Below are 18583 nucleotides of genomic sequence, written 5' to 3' on the forward strand. Positions count from 1 at the left end.
CCGATCTGGCTTCCAACGGGGCCGTGTTCTTGGCTGGCTTGACTGCTTTGTGCTCCTTGAGCGCCTTGCCCTTGCGCAGTCGATGGGCCACATCGGGTACAAAGCTCTGCTTGGCGAGGGCGGGGCGCTCGTAGCCTTGGGTCTCTATGGGAGGCAAGGTTATCTTGTCGTATTTGATGGCTTTGTAGGGGATCCGGCTGAGCAGGTGGGAGATGCAATTGATGCGGGCGCTGCGCTTGTCATCCGCCTCGACCACGAACCAGGGGCAATCCTCGGTGTCCGTATAGACGAACATGTCATCCTTGGCGCGGGAATACTCGACCCAGCGCGAGCGGGCATGGAGATCCATGGGGCTGAATTTCCAGCGTTTGATGGGGGTATGGATGCGGTCGAGGAAGCGCTTCTCCTGCTCTTCGTCCGATACCGAGAACCAGTACTTGATGACAATGATGCCCGCGCGGGTCAGCATGCGTTCGAATTCGGGGCAGGCGCGCAGAAACTCGCGGTATTCGTCGTCCTCGCAAAAGCCCATCACTCGCTCGACGCCAGCCCTGTTGTACCAGGAGCGGTCGAACAGTACCATCTCACCGGCGGCGGGCAGGTGGGAGGCGTAACGCTGGAAGTACCACTGGGTGCGTTCGCGGTCGGAGGGGGCGGGCAGGGCCGCGACCTTGACCACCCGTGGGTTTAGCTGGGCGGTGATGGCCTTGATGACCCCGCCTTTGCCCGCGGCATCGCGCCCTTCGAACAGGACCACGACCTTGAGCCCCTCCTGTTTGACCCACTCCTGCAGCTTGACCAGCTCGGCCTGCAGATTGACCAATGCCTTCTCATACTCTTTCTTGCCCAGCTTGGTAGCCTTGCTCATGATCATCTCCCTCTTTGAGTCTTCCCAGCTTGCACCAGTCGCACGCCCCGTGCCAGGGGTCATATGGTAAACTTCCGTTCATAGCACCCTGTGCCAGAACATCCTGGGTGTCGCCTGAGGTTCTGGTTCCCAGGCCAACTTGTTCGAGGAACTCATGAGACAGTTTGTGGAAATTGATGCCAGCCCGCTCGCCTACCTGGACGAGGGGCAGGGACCGGCCATTCTGTTTGGCCATGCCTATCTGATGGATGCCGAAGCGTGGCGTCCGCAATTAGAGGCGCTCAAGGGGCGCTACCGCTGCATCGTTCCCGAGTTGTGGGGCCATGGTCAGTCGGGGGGCTTGCCTGCAACCAACGGTAATCTGACCGACGTGGCCAGCCAGATGCTGCAGTTGATGGATAGCCTGGGCATAGCGGAATTCGTACTGGTCGGTCAGGGGCTGGGGGGGATCTGGGGCATAGAGTTGGCCAAGTTGGTGCCCACTCGGGTGCGCGCCCTGGTGCTGCAAGGCTGCTTTGCTGGCTGGGAGCCCCAGATCAGTCGGGCGCGCTACCAGGGCTGGCTGGATGAGATAGCCGCCAAGGGGGCCGTGCCCAGCGCCATCGCCGCCGGTTTTACCGAACGTTACCTGGCAAATCACCCCCATCCGCTGTTGCAGCAGGCCATGATGGCCCGGCTTGCCCAGTGGCCCGCAGACAAGATCGACGCCCTGGTTCGACTCGGTCAGCATTGGATCGGGCGAGAGGATCGCACCGACTGGCTGCAATACTTCAGCCAGCCGAGTCTGGTCATCATGGGCTGCGAGGAGAAGATACATCCGGTGCTGGAGGGGTATCTGATGGCCGAGGAGCTGGGGTGTCCGCTCAAAGAGATCCCGGGGGCCGGTCATCTGGCCAGTCTGGAGGCGTCCGCGGCGGTCACCGGGGCGCTGGAGGCGTTCCTCACAACCCTGTGACCTGGCCGCCCATCGATTCAGAAAGAGGCCCGCATCATGCGGGCCTCTTTTTATGTTCTTGTGCGCAGCCCAGGAGGCGTCACCAGATATAGCCCAGCCCGACGCCTGCGTAGAGTTCGCCATCATGTTGCACCAGAGGGCTGTCGGCGATGTCGTTATCGTAGAGCTCGTAGTTGACGCCGAATCCACCAATCCAGTGGGGGCTGAAACGATAGCTGCCAATGATGGAGGCCATGGGGGAGAGGGTGGTGCCCGTGTTCCATTGCGGGCGGCCCGGTGCCACCTCATCGTCAGAGATGCCGCCGAAGTAGTAGTTGGCCATGTTGTGGCTGCGCAGCATCAGACCAAAGCCCGGCATGACCAGCAGCCTGTCGCGCACTATGGGGAAGTTGGCCCATGCCATCACTTCCTGACCGTTGCTGGTCCCCGTGACATCGCTGGTGGCCCTTAGGGTCAACAAGGCATACGGGGTCACCAGATCGGCACCAAATCCGGCCTCAAACTCGCCCTTGCGCTTGTTCATGCCATCGAAGAAGCGATCGTCATCGGGATCCAGGTTGCCAAAGCGCACCCGCCCGAAGGCATAGGTCGACAGATTGCCATCCCGGGAGAGGTAGTAGCGGGCCCTGTCCCCCAGATACATCAGGTTCTCACCAAAATAGAGTCCACCAGGTATGGGCAGCATGGTGTCATCCTGATGCTGATAACGGGCCTGGCCGCCGATAAAGGCGCCTCCCAGCACCAACCCTTTGGGAATGGGGCTGGTGGGGCTGTCACTGGAGAAGGGGCTCAGGGCGCCCAGATCGATGTCGGCGTGGGCAGTGCCGATGGCGCAAGAGGCCAACAGGGCTGCGAGGCTAGCCAGCTTCCGGGCGGTTGACGGTGTCGATCGAACAGGGGTCATGTAAATCGTCCTTGTTTAACTGCCCGTGTGATAGGCCAGAGGTGTCGAATGAAAAAAGGCGAACATTTAAGCCGATGCCCGGAGCAGATGCAAGTTAGCAGGGCGCAACGCATTTAATATCAATAAATTGGCGCCCTATGTCAGGATAATTTTCATCCTGGTTGAACTCTGCTCGCTGGATCACGATGGCGTGGTCTCCAATGGATCACCCTTAAGGGGCCGGGCTCTCGTCTCGTTTGGGCCAGGCATTGAGTACGGCCTTGACCAGGGTCGCCAGCGGGATGGCGAAGAAGACCCCCCAAAATCCCCATAAGCCACCAAAGACCAGCACGGCGATGATGATCACCACAGGGTGCAGATTGACGGCTTCGGAGAAGAGCAGCGGCACCAGCAGATTGCCATCGAGGGCCTGGATCACCAGATAGGCGACCATCAGCCAGGCAAATTCAGGTGTCAGCCCCCATTGGAACAGCGCCACCATGGTCACCGGCACTGTCACCGCCGCCGCCCCTATGTAGGGAATGAGGACGGAGAAACCCACCGCCACCGCCAGCAGCACCGAGTAGCGCAGTCCCATCAGGGCGAAGGGAATATAGGTGGCGATGCCGACGATGAGGATCTCGATGACCTTGCCGCGGATATAGTTGATGATTTGATCGTTCATCTCCACCCAGACCCGATTGACCAAGGTTCGGTTACGGGGCAGGAAGCGGCGTATGCCCGCCAGCAACACCCCCTTGTCCTTGAGCATGAAGAACACCATCAAGGGCACCAGTATGAGGTAAATGAGCAGGGCTACCACGTTGACCAGGGAGCTGAGCGAGGCGCTCACCAGGGTCTCGCCGCCGCTCAGGATGCGTTGGCGTATGTTGTCGATCAGCGTCTCCACCAGGCTGACATCGATGAGCTCGGGGTACTTCTCGGGCAGGGTACGCACATAGTCCTGGGTGTGGCCCAGCATGGCGGGGGACTCTTTGGCCAGATTGATCCCCTGGCTGACCAGGGTCGGGATCAGACCAAGCAGCGCCAGCACGGTCAGGGTGAGAAACAGCAGCAATACCAGACCGGTGGCGGGGGTTCGCCCCAGGCCCAACCGCTGTAACCGGCTCACCGGCCACTCCAGCAGATAGGCCATCACCAGGGCCACCAGCAGCGGCGCCAAGATGTCGCCAAACAGCCAGAGGATGGCGAAACAGAACAGCAATAACAGGAACAGGGTGACGGCATTGGGATCGGAGAATCGAGTCTGATACCAGCGTTTCAGGACTTCAAACATGGAGTATTCCTCAACAACAGGATGGCTCCCCGACCGTGAATTGCAGGTGCAGGTGCGAAGGGGTTTGCTCAGCGCTCAGTATGCTATGGCCAAGGCGCGTCAGATAGGCCGGGATATCGCGGCGCGAGCCGGGGTCGGACAGGCTGATGGCGAGGGATTGACCGGTTTTAGCCTGGCGCAGCCAGAGCTTGACCATGATGAGTGGCTCAGGGCAGCGATAGGAGGTCAGATCCAGGTGTTCCATAACGGCTCCAGCGGGCGAGACGCCGCTATTATGGCCGTGATGGCAGCCTGAAACAACGCTTGTGGGCCGTCAGGGGCAAGGGTATCCTGCCGAAGCCCCTTCCTAAAGGAGATAGAGATAACGTGGCACGTTTTTCCCCCCTGATGGCAAGTATTCCCCTGCTGACCTCCCTGATGAGCGCCAGCTTTACTGCCCAGGCTAACAATCAGCTGCCCGACATAGGCACAGCCGGGGTGGCGGCGCTGCCCATCGAGCAGGAGGTGCGCTACGGCAACGCCTTCATGCGCTTTGCCCGTGCAGGTCTGCCCGTTATCGATGATCCCGTGCTCAGCCAGTACATTGACGATCTGGGTCAGCGACTGCTGACCAACGCTGACGGGGTGCGCTTCCCCTTCACCTTCTTCCTGATCAACGATCCCAGCATCAACGCGGCGGCCTTCCTTGGCGGGCGGGTCAAGGTACATACCGGCCTGTTTCTCTATGCCGACAGCGAGAGCGAACTCGCCTCGGTACTGGCCCACGAAATCACCCACGTCACCCAGCGTCACATCGCCCGTTATCTTGAAGCCCAGGCGAGCAGCTCGGCCATGACCCTCGCCGGTCTGGTGGGCTCCATCGCCCTGGCGGTGATCAACCCGACCGCCGGTATTGCCGCCCTGCAGACTACCCTCGGTCTGTCGATGCAGTCGGCTATCAACTACACCCGGGACAACGAATACGAGGCGGACAGGATCGGCATGAAGACGCTCTATGACGCGGGTTTTGACCCCAGCGGCATGGCGACCTTCTTCCAGAAGCTGGCGGCGGAGTATCGTTACGCCAGCAAGCCCCCCGAGATGCTGCTCACTCACCCCCTGCCCGAGACCCGGATTGCCGAGGCCCGTGCCAGGGCCGCCAGTTACGGCAAACGCAGCCTGCCTCCTAGCCTGGACTTCTGGTTTGCCAAGGTACGTATTCAGGCGCGTTTTGGTACGGAGACACAGGCGGCCCTGCTCACCTTCTTCGAGCAACGGCTGAGTCGGGGCGATTACCCCCTCAAGGACGCTGCTCTTTATGGCAAGGCCCTGGTGTTGCTTCAGCTCAAACGGGCGGACGAGGCCGATGCCATCATGAAGGAGCTGGCCAGCCGCCATCCGGAGGACCTGTTCATCCTGGATGGCCAGACTGACATCGATCTTGCCAAGGGGCGCAATGCCCAGGCCATCGCCCGCCTCGAGCAGTTCAGACGGCGGATGCCGGATAACGAGGTGGTGGTGATCAACCTGGGCAACGCCTATCTGGAGGGCGGCAACACCGCCAAGGCGATCGCCATTCTGGATCCCTACGCCCGGGAGCATGAAGAGAACAGCCTGACCTGGAGCCTGCTGGCCGATGCCTATCGCAAGGCGGGCAAGATGGAAGAGCTGCACATGGCGCGGGCCGAGACCCTCTCCCTGCGCGGCGACTACCAGGCCGCCATCGACGAGCTGATCGTCGCCCGTGGCACGACCAGCAATAAACTGAATCTGGCCCGTATCGAGGCGAGGATCACCGAGTTGGAACGTGAGAAAAAAGCATTGGAGAGCCTCAAGATGTGACGCTTCTTGCGGCGGATAAGGGCGTAGCGGGTCACCGCTGCGCCCTTTTTATTGCCTGGTATGCCCGGACGGAGCAGCTGGCCTGCCCAGGCAGGCACAGGTGATTGCCGATCACTGGCGGGTCAGGGTCGCCAGCCGTGCGTGATTGAGTTCACCGACCAGGGTCTGCACCAACTTGCCATCGGCATCGAGCAGATAGCTGGTGGGCAGCTGGGCGGGGCGGGGGAAGGGCAGCCTGGCGCCGGCCTCACCGTTGACCTGCATGATGGGCACCTGGATATCGTGACGGCGGGCCAGCTCTGCCAGCGCGGGCGCGCTCATGCTGTCGAAACTCAGCGCCACGACCTGCACCTTGCCCTCCCGTTGCAGGGCATTGAGCAGGGGCATCTCCCGCAGGCAGGGCGCGCACCACTGGGCAAAGTAGTTGACCAGCAGTGGCTTGCCCGCGAACCGCTGCAAGCTGACCGGTTCACCCTGGGTGTCGGTCAACTCGGGTTGCGGGGTACAGGCGCTCAGCAGAGCGGTCAGTGCCATGGCATGGATTGCTTTCATTGCCTCTCCTTGAGATGCGTCATCAGGTTGGGGCCTCTTCAGGCCCGAATGGCGGGCGTCTCATACAATTTGATAACCCTCTGGTTTCATTCCATCAATGGAAGACGTGCCTCAGGCTTTGCCATACAATAGCGCCGTTTCTTCCCCTCTCATGCGATAAATCAGGGAGTTATCATGAGCGAGACCCAAATTTACCACAATCCGCGCTGCTCGAAGAGCCGTGAGACCCTGGCCCTGCTCGAGCAGCATGGCATCCAGCCCGAGGTGGTGCTCTATCTGGAGCAGGCACCGAGCGAAGCTCAGATCCATCGCCTGCTGACCCAGCTGGGCTTCGAGGATCCCCGCCAGCTGATGCGCACCAAAGAAGACCTCTACAAGGAGCTGGGGTTGGCAGAGCTGAGTGGCGAGGCCCTGATCCAGGCCATGCATCAACATCCCAAGCTCATCGAGCGCCCCATCGTCATCAAGGATGGCCAGGCCCGGATTGGCCGTCCTCCCGAGCAGGTGCTGGAGATCCTCAAGTGACCACTTTTCACGCCCGTCTGCTGACCCTGGTCGGCTTCCTTGGTCTGCTGGCCTGGGTCATTATCTGGCACGTCTGGCTCTCTCCGCATCCTGACATCAATCCCTGGTTGCTGCCGGTGATCTGGACGCTGCCGCTGCTGTTCCCCCTAAAGGGCATACTCCAGGGCAATCCCTACACCCATGCCTGGGGCAACTTCGTGCTGATGCCTTACTTCCTGCACTCCCTGACCCTGATCACCGCGGATGAAGGGGAGCGCTGGCTGGCGGTCGTGGAGCTGGTGCTCACCATCCTCGCCTTCGTCGGTACCATCTATTATGCCCGCCTGCGCGGGCGGGAATTGGGCCTGAGCATTCGCAAGAAGAAAGAGACCCAGCCATAGGTTGTCAGCCATAAAAAAACGCCCCTTGGGGCGTTTTTTTATGGTCGATCCGGGTCAGGAAAATGGGGGCGCGCCTGCCACTCTTGCTGGGTAAAGCGCATCAGGTCGGGGTAGAAGGCAAGAAAGCCTTGCTCGCAGCTGCGCCACTGGGCCGGGGTCAGGGTTGCCAGCGCCAGGCCGAGAGGTTGCGGGCGGCGCAACCGCTGGCCTATGCCGTTGAGGGCCCGTGTCAGCCCGTCCAGCTCGGCATAGGAGGCGAGCCAGTTCTGGCGCACCATGGCTGTTAACGGGGAGGGGAGGCCACCTGGCAGGCGATCCTCATCGGCCAGCAGGGCGGCATAGCTCTGCTGCAAGAAGAGCGGCAGTGGCGTCTGGCTAAAGCGGGCCCAGTGCAGGCTGAGCCAATGGTCGTAGAGCATATCGGCCAGGATGGCGCCAAAACGCCGCCAGGGCGGCGCAAAGCAGGCGACCGCGGCTCTGTGTTCGGGGTGGGCATCGGTGAAGGCATCTATCTTGCGATGCAGCCAGATGCCTGCGTCCAGCGATGGCGTCAGCCCGCTTGGCAAGGGGCCCTTGATAAAGTCGCCGAGCAGGTTGCCGGTGAGGGAGCTGTGGGTATGGGCCGCCAGGTGAAGGTGTGCAAGATAGTTCATGGGGTGCTCGCCGGGTGAGTGAGTGAACCTTAGCCGAGTTCAGGGGGGAGCGTGGTGATGGCCCCCCTTGAACCCGGTTGTGGATCAGATAGCGAGGAAGGCAAGTATCAAAATGGGGCCGAGCAGACTCAGGATGAAGCCGGATACGATGGCGATCGGCACCATGGTGATGCCCCCCGAGCGCTGGATCACCGGCAGAGTGAAGTCCAGGGCGGTGGCACCACCATAACCGACCGCTGCCGAGGGGTGACGGCGCATCAGCATGGGGATGATGAGAATGGCGATGAGCTCGCGGCCAAGGTCGTTCAGAAATGCCGCCGAGCCCAGCACCGGCCCCAGCTTGTCGGCGACCAGGATGCCGGAGAGCGAATACCAGCCAAAACTCGAACTCATGGCCAGGCCGTGAGCCAAGGGCAGGCCGAGCAGCAGGGAGGCCACCAGGCTGCCTACCCAGCTGGTGAGGATGACGGTGGCCGCTATCTTCATGCCCCAGGGGTTGAGCAGGATCTGGCGCAGGTGCATGCCGGAATTGCGCATCTGCACCCCGATGAGAAACAGCAGCAGCATCAGCGCCCACTCACTCAACTTGTCGATGGGCAGGAAGCGTGGCTCGAACAGCAGGCCAATGAGCGTCCCCGCCAGCACCACGAAACAGAGCTGCACGGATTCCCACAACATCTTCCACTTGCTCGGCATCTGGGAGTCGTTGCCATCGTGGGGCGGAGGATTGCGCCTGTCCAGCCACCAGAGGCCGGCCAGATTACACAGAGAGATAGAGGCCAGCATCAGGGTCGCAATGACGAAAATGCGCGGCAGGTTAGCACCCAGATCCTCCACGAAGGCCAGCCCCAAACCCATCAGGAAGAGGATCAGATAGACCAGCTTGCCGAGGGTGCCGTTGACGAGCTTGAGCAGGGGCTTGGAGGAGAGGGGAACCAGGTAGCCGATCACCAGGGGCAGCAGGATCAGCAAGACATTCAGCAGCATCGGGGCCTCAAAGAAGAGAATGACAAAAACGACACCTTATCATTAGTTATTAAGCGGGTGTCACATATCTGTGAGATAAGTTGACTCATCCGACCCTTGTTTTAACCTCGCGCTTATGGAGCCCCAAGCCTTTTGCGAGAGCGTCATCTGCTCTTGCGGGCTTTTTCTGCCAAAAAAACCAAGAAAATCACATGGATCCACTGCCAGTTTGCATCGCCAGCTGGTATGAATAAACAGGCTTTTATGCTGTTATGATGAAAAAGCGATGATGTGCCGGATTAACCGAGGTATTAGGCGCGAAACAGGCCGGCGTCCTGGCGGTATTAAGTCGAGTTTTATGCATACAAAGTGCTGAAAAATACTATCAAGGCCAATAAAAATACAGATAAAACACCAAGAACCTCTACTCTGTATTGTTTTTTGACCATGTGGATGATATTTTCGCTGAAGGTTGCCATCGGTTAACATTTTGTTAATGGAGTGATGGTGGTATCACGCCCCAGCGGCGTCTAGGGACAGACAAGGTTGTAGTGGATGAGCGACGTTGCCGCACTGGAAGTTCGTGCTTTGCATAAGTACTTTGGCACCCACGAAGTGCTCAAGGGCATCGATATGACGGCCCACAAGGGAGATGTCATCTCCCTGATCGGCTCCTCGGGATCGGGGAAGTCGACCTTTCTACGCTGTGTCAATCTGCTCGAAACCCCTTCCTCCGGTAGCGTATCCCTTCACGGTGAGCTGATCCGGATGAAGACGAGCCGGACCGGCGAACGTACCCCGGAAGACATGCGCCAGGTTGAACGTATTCGCAGTCGCCTCGCCATGGTCTTCCAGAGTTTCAATCTCTGGTCACACATGACCATCATGCAGAACATCATAGAGGTGCCTATCCAGGTGCTGAAGGTGCCCCGTGCCGAGGCGATCGCCAAGGCGGAGCATCTGCTCAACCGGGTCGGGCTCTGGGAGCGTCGCGATTACTATCCCGGCCACCTCTCCGGCGGCCAGCAGCAGCGGGCCGCTATCGCTCGCGCCCTGGCGGTCGACCCCGAAGTGATGCTGTTTGACGAGCCCACCTCGGCGCTGGATCCTGAGCTGGTAGGGGAGGTGCTCAGCCTGATGCGCGAGCTGGCCGAAGAGGGGCGCACCATGATGGTGGTGACCCACGAAATGTCTTTTGCCCGTGACGTGTCGAACAAGGTGATGTTCCTGCACCAGGGGGTGGTGGAGGAGCAGGGCAATCCGAAAGAGATCTTCGCCCACCCCAAGTCAGAGCGTTTCAAACAATTCATATCTTCCATCTATTGATGGACGAGTCTTCCCATTATCCAAATTGTTTTATCAAGGAGAGATGACAATGAAAAAACTGATACTGGCCACGGCCATTCTGAGCACCCTGGCATCCGGCAGCCTGATGGCCAAGGAGTGGAAAGAGGTACGGATCGGTGTAGAAGGCGCCTATCCTCCCTTCTCCTGGACCGAGCCAAGCGGCGAGGTAAAAGGTTTTGACATCGACATCGCCAACGCCCTGTGCGAGGAGATGAAGGTCAAGTGCACCATGGTCAAGCAGGATTGGGATGGCATCATTCCGGCGCTGCTGTCGCGTAAATATGACGCCATCATCGCCACCATGGACATCACCGAAGAGCGCAAGAAGAAGGTGGACTTCACCCAGAAGTACCAGCACATTCCCGCCCGCTTCGCCGCCAAGAAAGGCACCGACGTGCAGCTCGACAAGGCCTTCATGGATGGCAAAACCATTGCCGTGCAGCGCGCCACCTCCATGGACACCTACATCACCGATAACTTCCCCAACGCCACCATCAAGCGTTACGGTACCGCCGACGAAGCCTATCTGGATCTGAAGTCCGGCCGTGTCGACTACGTGATGGCAGACTCTGCCGCCATCAGCGACGGTCTGCTGAAGAAAGATGGCGGTGACGCCTATGAATTTGTCGGCCCGAAACTGACCGATCCCAAGTGGTTTGGTGAGGGTGCCGGTATCGCGGTGCGCAAGGCTGACAAGGATCTGAAAGAGAAATTCAACGCCGCCATCCTGGCCCTGCGTGCCAACGGCAAATACAAAGAGATCAATGACAAGTACTTTGATTTCGATGTGTACGGTGAATAACGAGGCGACAGGCTGATCCCAGTCAATCGTCATCGGGCCCGCGGCTTTTCCCACGAAAACGGCGGGCCCGTTTGGTTGCGATAGAGATGCATGTGTATGTGTTTGATTTGAAAGGATCTGAATCCTCTGTTTGGGTGAGGCATACCCATTCAGTCAGTTTGCGATGGAGTTGCACATGTTTGATTTGAAAGGATACGAAGCCTCCCTGCTGGAAGGTGCCTGGATCACCTTGCAGGTGGCATTGGCCTCCCTGCTGCTGGCGCTCCTGCTCGGCCTGCTCGGTGCACTGGCCAAGCTCTCCCCCTATAAGTGGGCGCGGGGTCTGGCCACTGGCTACACCACCCTCATTCGCGGTATTCCTGATCTGGTGCTGATGATGCTGCTCTTCTTCGGCGGCCAGGTGCTCATCAACGGCATCTGCACCTGGATCAACGAGCAGTACAATGCCTGGTTGTTGTCGAGCAATCCCAACCAGGATTGGGTCTCCCTGGTACCCGATTACATCGATATCAGCCCCTTTGCCGCCGGGGTGGCCACCATCGGCTTCATCTTCGGCGCTTATATGACAGAAACCTTCCGTGGCGCCATCCTGGCGGTGGACAAGGGCGAACTGGAGGCGGCTCGCGCCTTCGGCATGCGGGCAACCCAGGTGTTTGTGCGCATCCTGTTCCCGCAGATGATGCGCCATGCCTTGCCGGGTTTTGGCAACAACTGGCTGGTCCTGCTCAAGACCACGGCCCTGGTCTCCATCATCGGGCTCGATGACATGGTGCGCAAGGCATCACTGGCGGCGGGCTCGACTCAGCAACCCTTTACCTTCTACATGGCGGTAGCCCTCATCTTCCTGGTGTTCACGGCTGTCTCCACCTCGGCGCTCAAGTGGGCCGAGCGTCATTATGCTATCAAGACGAGGTAAGCCATGGACTTCTCGATAATCCTCAAAGAGTGGCCCACCTATTGGCAGGGCCTCTACACCACTGTGCTGCTGGTGGCCGCCGCCTTGCTGCTCGGCCTCATGCTGGCGGTGCCGGTGGGCATCTTGCGTAACCACAAGAACTGGCTGATCAAGGGGCCTATCTGGGCCTACATTTACTTCTTCCGTGGCACGCCGCTGCTGGTGCAACTGTTCATCATCTACTACGGCGCCGCCCAGTGGGAGTGGCTGAAAAACAGTGCGGCCTGGACGCTGTTCGCCGAGGCCTGGTTCTGTGCCCTGCTGGCCTTTACCCTCAACACCGGCGCTTATACGGCCGAAATCGTGCGCGGCGCCGTGATGAACATGCCCAAGGGGCAGATAGAGGCAGCCCAGGCCTTTGGCATGAGCCCCTGGCAGACCCTGACCCGGATCATCTTGCCCAACTCGTTCCGTCGGGCATTGCCGGCCTACAGCAACGAGGTGATCTTCATGCTGCAAGGCTCGGCGGTGGCGGGCATCATCACCATCGTCGACTTGACGGGCGCGGCGCGGATCATCAACTCCCGCTACTACAGCCCGTTCGAGGCGTTCATCACCGCCGGCCTGCTCTATATGATGCTGACCTTCATCATCGTCTGGCTGTTCAAGAAGCTGGAGTCGCGCTGGCACGCCCACCTGCGTCCCCGCAGCGTCTGATCCCGCCGATGCACCATAAAAAAGCCCGCAACAGCGGGCTTTTTGTTATCTCTATATTGCGGGGAGCTAGGCTCAGCGGCCCAGGTAGGTGCGGTCGAAGAAGGTGTTGACCCAATGGGGGCGGTAGATGGCGAGCAGGGTCATGGTCATGCCGTTGAGCAGGGCCTCGGGAAAGAGCAGCAGTGGCCAGATGCTGAGGTAGTCATCGATGATGGTCTGCCAGGGGTAGTCGCCGCTTAGCCCGAGCAGCAGGGCCGTGGCCAGCACCTTGGTTGAAATGGCGAGGGCGCCGCCGAGGAAGGCGGCGATGAACAGATAGATGAACAGATGCCGTGGCAGCCAGGCCCAGCTTGCGAGGAACAGCAACCAGCTGGTTGCCACCGGCAGTGCTATGCCGAGCAGGGCGTTCCAGCCAACGTTGGCCCACTGCTCGACACCTGTGTAGCTGAGCAGTAGCAGAGTCAGGCAGGGGGCCCAGAGCGCCAGGCGCCAACCGAGCAGCAGGGTCAGGCTGGTGATGCCGAGAAAGTGAATGGTCAGGCCATCATGAAGGCCGGCGCGCAGCAGCCAGAGCGGGATCAGAACGATGGCGCTGCCGAGCAGCAGGTGTTGATAGAGGGGGGTGGTGCGCAGGTTGTGCCAGAGCGCACGGTTCATGCTGGTGCCTAGCAGCAGCAACCAGAGCAGCAGGGCCGCGAGCTGTCCTTCACTCATGGGGCATCCTTGCCGTGGGCCGCGGCAGACCGCGGCCGTCTCAGTTAATCAGTATTTTACCTGGGGATGGTACTGGCCGAGGATGGCCTGGATCTGATCCATGGTCTCCCGCTTGGGAGGATGAATACCGGTCAGCTCGTAGGTCTCTCCCAGCACGTCCCATTTATGCTTGCCGAGCTCGTGGTAGGGCAGCAACTCCACCTTTTCGACTGACTCACCCAGCTCCTTGATGAATTGACCCAAGCCATGGGCGCTCTCTTCGTCATCGGTCCAGCCTGGCACTACCACATAGCGGATCCACATGGTCTTGCCCTTGGCGGCGAGATAACGGGCGAACTCCAGGGTGTACTTGTTGCTGACGTGGGTCAGGGGGATGTGCTTCTCATCGTTGATCTGTTTGATATCGAGCAAGACGAGATCCGTGTTGTCGAGCACCTGATCGAGCATCTCGTCGTAGTGGCGCACGAAACCGTTAGTGTCGAGGCAGGTGTGGATCCCTTGCGCCTTGCAGGCTGCAAACAGTTCGGCAATGAAGGGCTGCTGCAACATGGCCTCGCCACCGGAGGCGGTCACGCCACCGCCAGAGGCATTCATGAAGTGGCGGTAGCTGGTGAGATCCTGCATCAGCTCAGGGACCGTCACTTCACGGCCACCATGGGTGTCCCAGGTATCGCGGTTGTGGCAGTACTTGCAGCGCATCAGGCAGCCCTGCATGAAGACGATGAAGCGTATTCCGGGGCCATCGACGGTGCCGCAGGTTTCTACGGAATGAATGCGACCAATAACAGACATAGGGAACTCCAGCGTTTCGAGCAGGTCGTTATTTTATTACGAAAAGCCCTATAAAGCATACTTGTTTAGCCGCTTGATAACGGCGTCAGCAGACTCTCCAGTGCCTTGACCGGCAGTGGGCGGCTGGTGAGGAAGCCTTGATAGTGCTGGCAGCCGAGGTGTTTGAGTATGTCGAGTTGCTCCTGCTCTTCGACCCCCTCGGCGGTGACGGTGAAGCGAAACACCCTTGCCAAGTCCAGGATGGCCTTGACGATGGCTCTGTCCTGTTCACTGTGCACCAGGGTCTGAATGAAGCTGCGGTCCAGCTTGACCTCGTCCGCGGGCAGATCCCGCAGATAGGCGAGGGATGAGTAGCCGGTGCCAAAGTCATCGATGGAGAGCAAGATGCCGAGCTCCTTGAGCTGATGCATACGGGCGATACTCTCCAGCCTGTTCTCCAGTACCACGGATTCGGTGATCTCGAGCAGGAGGCGGGAGGGGGGCACCCCGGTGTCACGGAGTATGTACTCCACCTGTTGCACGAAACCGGCGGTGTGGAACTGGCGAGCGCTGACGTTGACCGACAGGTGGGGTATCGTGAATCCCTGATTGAGCCAGAAGCTGTATTGGGCACAGGCCGTCTTCATCACCCAGTAGCCGATGTCCTGAATGAGGCTGGTCTCCTCGGCGATGGGGATGAACTCCCCGGGAGGCACCATGGTGCCATCGCTCTTCTGCCAGCGCAGCAGGGCTTCTATGCCGGAGAGGGCACCGTTGTCGACCCGGTATTGCGGCTGGTAGTGCAGCAGCAGTTCGTGATTGCGCAAGGCATCGCGCAGCTGGTTGCTGAGGGCGAGTTTGCTGCGCTCCTTCTCGGCCATGGCCTGACTGAAGAACACATAGCTGCCCTGACCACCGCGTTTGGCCATGTGGGCGGCGGTATCGGCTTGCTGCATCAGGATCAGGTGATCCTTGTCCTCTCCCGAGAACAGGCTGATACCGATCGAGGCGCTGCAGTGCAGTTTGTGGGATTCGATATCAAACGGAGCCCGAAATTGACCCATCAATTCACGGGCAAAGTGCTCTGCCAATATTTTGGCGGTCACATAGCCCTGGCCCAGGGCGGTGAACAGCAAGGCAAACTCGTCCCCCGAGGTCCGGGCCAGCACCAGATTGTCCTGGGGCAGCTCCTTGAGGCGTGCAACCACGGCCTGTAGCAACATGTCGCCATAGGCATGACCCAGGGAGTCGTTGATCGACTTGAAGTTATCCAGATCGACCAGCAGCAGGGCACCCCACTGGCCATTGGGCTCGCTCAGGGTGCGATTGAGGGCATCGGTCAGGCTGCGGCGGTTATAGAGGCCGCACAGATCGTCGTAGTAGGCGAGCTGTTCGATATTGCGGGCTGCCTCTTTCTCCTTGCTGACGTCATAGAAGCTGCAGACCAGGTGACCTATCTCCCCATGCTCATTTCTGACGCCGCTCACCATCAATCTGACCGGGAACAGGTTGCCGGCCTGATTGAGGCACTGCTCCTCCCCAATCCATAGTTCCTGATTGCGCACCGTCTGCCACACCTCCTCTTTGAGGCGATCGCCGTAATAGGGGGGGCGCAATCGGTCAATGTGCTGGCCCACCATCTCGCTCTGCGCAAAGCCGGTGATGCGGCAAAAGGAGTGGTTGACCTTGAGGATGGTGCCTTGGCTGTCGGTCACCAGCAGACCATCGTGGGTGTTGAAGGCGACCTCGGCCAGGCGCAGGGCATCGTCGGCAGCCAGACGTTGCAGCTCGATGGCGGCCCGCTTGGCTTGGGAGGTGAGCACGTCGAGCAGCGGCATGGGATCGGCCAGTGGCTGGTCAAGCAGCAAGATGAGCTGGCCTATGGGGCCCGGGGTCGGCAGGCTCAGGGGAATGCCGATGAATGCCTTGGCATCGTGACTGAGTAACTTGGTGGCGCTGGGGTAGCGCTGCGCCAGATCTTCGATGTAGAGCGCCTGACCGTGGTGAAACAGCTCGGCGCTGGGGCCGGGATCCAGTCCCATGGCGGGCCAGTGTTGCGGTTCACCCTTGAGCCTGACATGGCGTGGTATGACCCAGAGATCCTTGCCCCTCGGTTGGTATTCACCCACCCACCCCAGGCTGGCGCCACTGATATGACAGGCCCAGCTCACCAGGGTTTCACAATAGTCGATACCCGTCATCAGACTGAGTTCGCCGGGGAGGGAGAGGGCCTGAGCGGCCTCGCTGGCCATCTCCTCAACCTGAGGCTGCCAGTGGCCCAGTTGCTGGGCGCAGTGGCGCACCAGTTGCAGCATCTCCTCGTTGAGCAGCGTGGGGGTCCGGTACTCCAGGCTGAGCACGCCGATGAGCCTGTCCTGATCGAGCAGGGCGGCATCGAGGCGTGAGTGGACATTGTCCTCGCTCAGGTAGTAGTGCTGGCTGAGCATGGGCTGGTGGGCGGTTTCGGAGAAGCTCAATGCCTTGCGGGTGCGCAGGGCGCGAATGTAGCGGCTGTCGCCTCGAATGGCCGCAAGGGGCGTGGCCGCCTTGCCGGCATCGGTGCCATCCCAGCCGAGGGAGAAGACAGGGGTGAGCTGTTCGCCCCCCAAGCTACCGCTGGCTTGGTAATGCCAGAGGGCGAGCCGGTCTGCCCCCAGGGTCTCTTTCAGACTCTCGAGCATGGGGGCGAACTGCTGCTGGCTCGCCATCTGGCTGAGTCTGGGCAGGTGAAGGGCAAGGTCTGCCGTGATTTCCTGGGACTGGGTCTGCAGGCAGATGAGCCAGAAGGCATCCTGCTCGTGGGAGAGGGCAATCTGCCAGAGGATGCCGTCGAAGCGTAGATGGAGCCGACCGCTTTGGCCCTTGGCCAGCATCTGCTCTATCGGGCCGCGCAGGGCTTCCGGCAACTGGGCAGGCCAGGGAGCTCTGGGTTCATCGAGCCAGTGCAGCGGGGTTTGCATCACATCCGTCAGGGCAACCAGTCGTTGGCTACGAGCGTCCAGGCGAAAGAAGAGGGGCGTGGACGAGGTGGGCACTGGTTGACGAAGTGCGATAGACGACATGAGGGGAAACATCCTGTTGAGCGACTGCCGGAGGGCCAAGAATACTGCATATTGCGGGCAAACAAAATTTCGTTGAAGTCTAAATTAGTGCTGTCTAATGCTATGGCGAGCTATCGCTGGTTGGCGTCTTGCCGATGAAACGGATCCTGTTTGTTGGTGGTGTGGTCTGCCGCCTGCTCAGCCAGCACGACGTCAAGGTGAAGAAGCTCTCCGGCGGCTTCAAGACCTGGCAGGTGGCGTCCCTGCGCGATCCCTCATAGCTTGCGAAGGCTGGTTGTGAGCGGGGGGCTTGCTGTTTCCCCCTCTGGTTAACCGTGGCGGATCTGGCCGAGGCGGGTGAAACCGTGCAGGCTCTTGCGCCGCAGGAAGTGGCTCTTCTTGATGGGATGGAAGACGAGGGGGCGAGCCAATGCCGCATTGGTGGCCTGCAGGCGGCTGAGCTGGTGCGCGGCCCCTGGCGCCGTGCTGATCAGCAAGGTCAGCGGCAGCACGAGGGGCGCCATGGCGGCAGCCTGAGGGGGGGAGGATAACCGGGTGTCTAGCTGTTCATCCTCGAGAAGGTCCCTCGCCCTGGCAAATGCCGTCAGCATGGGCGGGGTCGCTCTTCCTTCCTCCAGTCCCTTGATAAGGGTGGCGAGCGCCTCATGAAACCCGGTCAGGGCCAGGGTAAAGTCAGGGTGACGGCGTTTGGCGAGCAGGGTATCAAAGGGGAGTGTCCCCAGATGTGCCGGCAGGCGCAGGCCAATCTCGAGGTGGAAGCACTCCTGACCCCCTTGAGGTTGGTAGCGGGATTCGGCCAGGTGGAGCAGGCGATCCAGGTAGTCATGGTCGGTGATGAGGATGCCATCGTGGGTCAGTGCCCACTCCCGGGCCAGGTACATGGAGAGGAGATTGGCCAGGCGCCGCGCCATGCGAATGCCCCCCTCATCCTGGCTGGCCAGGCCATGGCCGAGGCAGTATTGATGCAGGTGGGTCAGCCCGGCCTGGGCCGGGCAGAAGCAGTCGTGATTGGCGCCTTGCTGCCAGCGGTCGATGAGCGCCTTGTTGCCAAAAACCCGGTGACGGACAAAGCTCGGGGCGAGCAGGGTGCCTAACTGTTCTATTAACCGGGGGGTGATGGCATCGAAGTCGGCGGCGCTGGGGGAGGGGGCCAGCAGATTGCTCTGCTGGGTCAGCAGATCGAGCAGGGGCGGCAGTCGGCTCTGCTCGCTCAGGGTGAATACGAAGGCGAGCCGTTCCAGCCAGAGCAGTGCGAACTTGAGCCAGAGCTCATCGCGCACCTCCATGCCGGGGTAATAGATAAAGGTCTTCATCTCGAAGTGATCGCCGCTTGCGTCGCCAGTAACAGAGGAGGGGCAATATACCCAGTTCCCCT

The 18583-nt window shown here is 60.2% G+C and carries 19 protein-coding genes and 1 pseudogene; 9 read left to right on the plus strand and 11 right to left on the minus strand.

The genetic code is table 11. The features are described 5' to 3' along the window. Positions 1–76 precede the first annotated feature (76 nt). Positions 77–874 (minus strand): annotated as a pseudogene (ppk2, locus tag M2367_RS03400) (polyphosphate kinase 2); the annotation flags it as partial. A 148-nt stretch (positions 875–1022) separates the two neighbouring features. Here ppk2 and M2367_RS03405 point away from each other — a divergent pair. Then, the gene (locus tag M2367_RS03405) at positions 1023–1823 is read left to right on the plus strand and encodes an alpha/beta fold hydrolase (protein ID WP_259235772.1); all 801 of its coding nucleotides are present in this window, start codon (positions 1023–1025) and stop codon (positions 1821–1823) included. 79 nt (positions 1824–1902) lie between these two features. Here the strand turns inward: M2367_RS03405 and M2367_RS03410 are convergent, their stop codons facing one another. The 3 genes from M2367_RS03410 to M2367_RS03420 all read right to left on the minus strand — a co-directional run bounded on the left by M2367_RS03410 (position 1903) and on the right by M2367_RS03420 (position 4247). After that, the gene (locus M2367_RS03410) at positions 1903–2727 is read right to left on the minus strand and encodes a MipA/OmpV family protein (protein WP_259235773.1); all 825 of its coding nucleotides are present in this window, start codon (positions 2725–2727) and stop codon (positions 1903–1905) included. Positions 2728–2938: 211 nt separating this feature from the next. After that, positions 2939–4003, minus strand: a complete 1065-nt coding sequence (locus M2367_RS03415; RefSeq protein ID WP_042043469.1) for an AI-2E family transporter — start codon at positions 4001–4003, stop codon at positions 2939–2941. A gap of 10 nt (positions 4004–4013) precedes the next feature. Further along, a complete protein-coding gene (locus tag M2367_RS03420) occupies positions 4014–4247 on the minus strand; it encodes a sulfurtransferase TusA family protein (protein WP_224430744.1) in 234 nt (77 codons plus the stop codon). A gap of 122 nt (positions 4248–4369) precedes the next feature. Between M2367_RS03420 and M2367_RS03425 the strand changes: the two genes are divergently transcribed. After that, entirely contained in the window at positions 4370–5824 is a 1455-nt protein-coding gene (locus M2367_RS03425) for a M48 family metalloprotease (RefSeq protein WP_396021342.1), read from the plus strand. A gap of 111 nt (positions 5825–5935) precedes the next feature. Here the strand turns inward: M2367_RS03425 and M2367_RS03430 are convergent, their stop codons facing one another. Beyond that, positions 5936–6376: a TlpA disulfide reductase family protein gene (locus M2367_RS03430; RefSeq protein WP_259235774.1), complete on the minus strand. Its 441-nt coding sequence runs from the start codon at positions 6374–6376 to the stop codon at positions 5936–5938. Between the two features lie 174 nt (positions 6377–6550). Between M2367_RS03430 and arsC the strand changes: the two genes are divergently transcribed. Further along, on the plus strand, positions 6551–6901 hold the full coding sequence (arsC, locus tag M2367_RS03435) for an arsenate reductase (glutaredoxin) (protein WP_259235775.1): 351 nt from the start codon (positions 6551–6553) through the stop codon (positions 6899–6901). Continuing rightward, positions 6898–7281: a DUF2069 domain-containing protein gene (locus M2367_RS03440; protein WP_042043475.1), complete on the plus strand. Its 384-nt coding sequence runs from the start codon at positions 6898–6900 to the stop codon at positions 7279–7281. The genes arsC and M2367_RS03440 overlap by 4 nt, the downstream gene beginning before the upstream one ends. Before the next feature lie 38 nt (positions 7282–7319). On the opposite strand, the gene M2367_RS03445 is transcribed toward M2367_RS03440, so the two are convergent. Next, positions 7320–7934, minus strand: a complete 615-nt coding sequence (locus M2367_RS03445; RefSeq protein WP_259235776.1) for an ACP phosphodiesterase — start codon at positions 7932–7934, stop codon at positions 7320–7322. Positions 7935–8018: 84 nt separating this feature from the next. Continuing rightward, on the minus strand, positions 8019–8921 hold the full coding sequence (locus tag M2367_RS03450) for a lysine exporter LysO family protein (protein ID WP_042043478.1): 903 nt from the start codon (positions 8919–8921) through the stop codon (positions 8019–8021). A gap of 534 nt (positions 8922–9455) precedes the next feature. On the opposite strand from M2367_RS03450, the gene M2367_RS03455 reads away from it, so the two are divergent. The 4 genes from M2367_RS03455 (at position 9456) to M2367_RS03470 (ending at position 12661) form a co-directional block, all read left to right on the plus strand. After that, the gene (locus M2367_RS03455) at positions 9456–10226 is read left to right on the plus strand and encodes an ABC transporter ATP-binding protein (protein ID WP_042043480.1); all 771 of its coding nucleotides are present in this window, start codon (positions 9456–9458) and stop codon (positions 10224–10226) included. Between the two features lie 49 nt (positions 10227–10275). Then, on the plus strand, positions 10276–11049 hold the full coding sequence (locus tag M2367_RS03460) for an ABC transporter substrate-binding protein (protein ID WP_042043482.1): 774 nt from the start codon (positions 10276–10278) through the stop codon (positions 11047–11049). 175 nt (positions 11050–11224) lie between these two features. Continuing rightward, positions 11225–11965, plus strand: coding sequence for an ABC transporter permease (locus tag M2367_RS03465; RefSeq protein ID WP_042043484.1), 741 nt, complete (start codon positions 11225–11227; stop codon positions 11963–11965). Positions 11966–11968: 3 nt separating this feature from the next. Continuing rightward, the gene (locus tag M2367_RS03470; RefSeq protein ID WP_259235777.1) at positions 11969–12661 is read left to right on the plus strand and encodes an ABC transporter permease; all 693 of its coding nucleotides are present in this window, start codon (positions 11969–11971) and stop codon (positions 12659–12661) included. Between the two features lie 72 nt (positions 12662–12733). On the opposite strand, the gene M2367_RS03475 is transcribed toward M2367_RS03470, so the two are convergent. From M2367_RS03475 to M2367_RS03485, 3 genes are all read right to left on the minus strand, one after another. Then, positions 12734–13375, minus strand: coding sequence for an energy-coupling factor ABC transporter permease (locus tag M2367_RS03475; protein WP_259235778.1), 642 nt, complete (start codon positions 13373–13375; stop codon positions 12734–12736). 48 nt (positions 13376–13423) lie between these two features. Next, positions 13424–14167: a pyruvate formate lyase 1-activating protein gene (gene pflA / locus M2367_RS03480; protein ID WP_259235779.1), complete on the minus strand. Its 744-nt coding sequence runs from the start codon at positions 14165–14167 to the stop codon at positions 13424–13426. A gap of 65 nt (positions 14168–14232) precedes the next feature. Further along, entirely contained in the window at positions 14233–17208 is a 2976-nt protein-coding gene (locus tag M2367_RS03485) for an EAL domain-containing protein (protein WP_259235780.1), read from the minus strand. Between the two features lie 134 nt (positions 17209–17342). Here M2367_RS03485 and M2367_RS03490 point away from each other — a divergent pair, with 134 nt between their 5' ends. Further along, entirely contained in the window at positions 17343–17468 is a 126-nt protein-coding gene (locus M2367_RS03490) for a hypothetical protein (RefSeq protein ID WP_259235781.1), read from the plus strand. A 48-nt stretch (positions 17469–17516) separates the two neighbouring features. Here M2367_RS03490 and M2367_RS03495 read toward each other — a convergent pair whose 3' ends face one another. Further along, entirely contained in the window at positions 17517–18521 is a 1005-nt protein-coding gene (locus M2367_RS03495; RefSeq protein WP_259235782.1) for a hypothetical protein, read from the minus strand. Positions 18522–18583: the final 62 nt, after the last annotated feature.

Source organism: Aeromonas sp. BIGb0445 (assembly GCF_024809075.1).
Classification (GTDB): Bacteria; Pseudomonadota; Gammaproteobacteria; order Enterobacterales; family Aeromonadaceae; genus Aeromonas; species Aeromonas rivuli.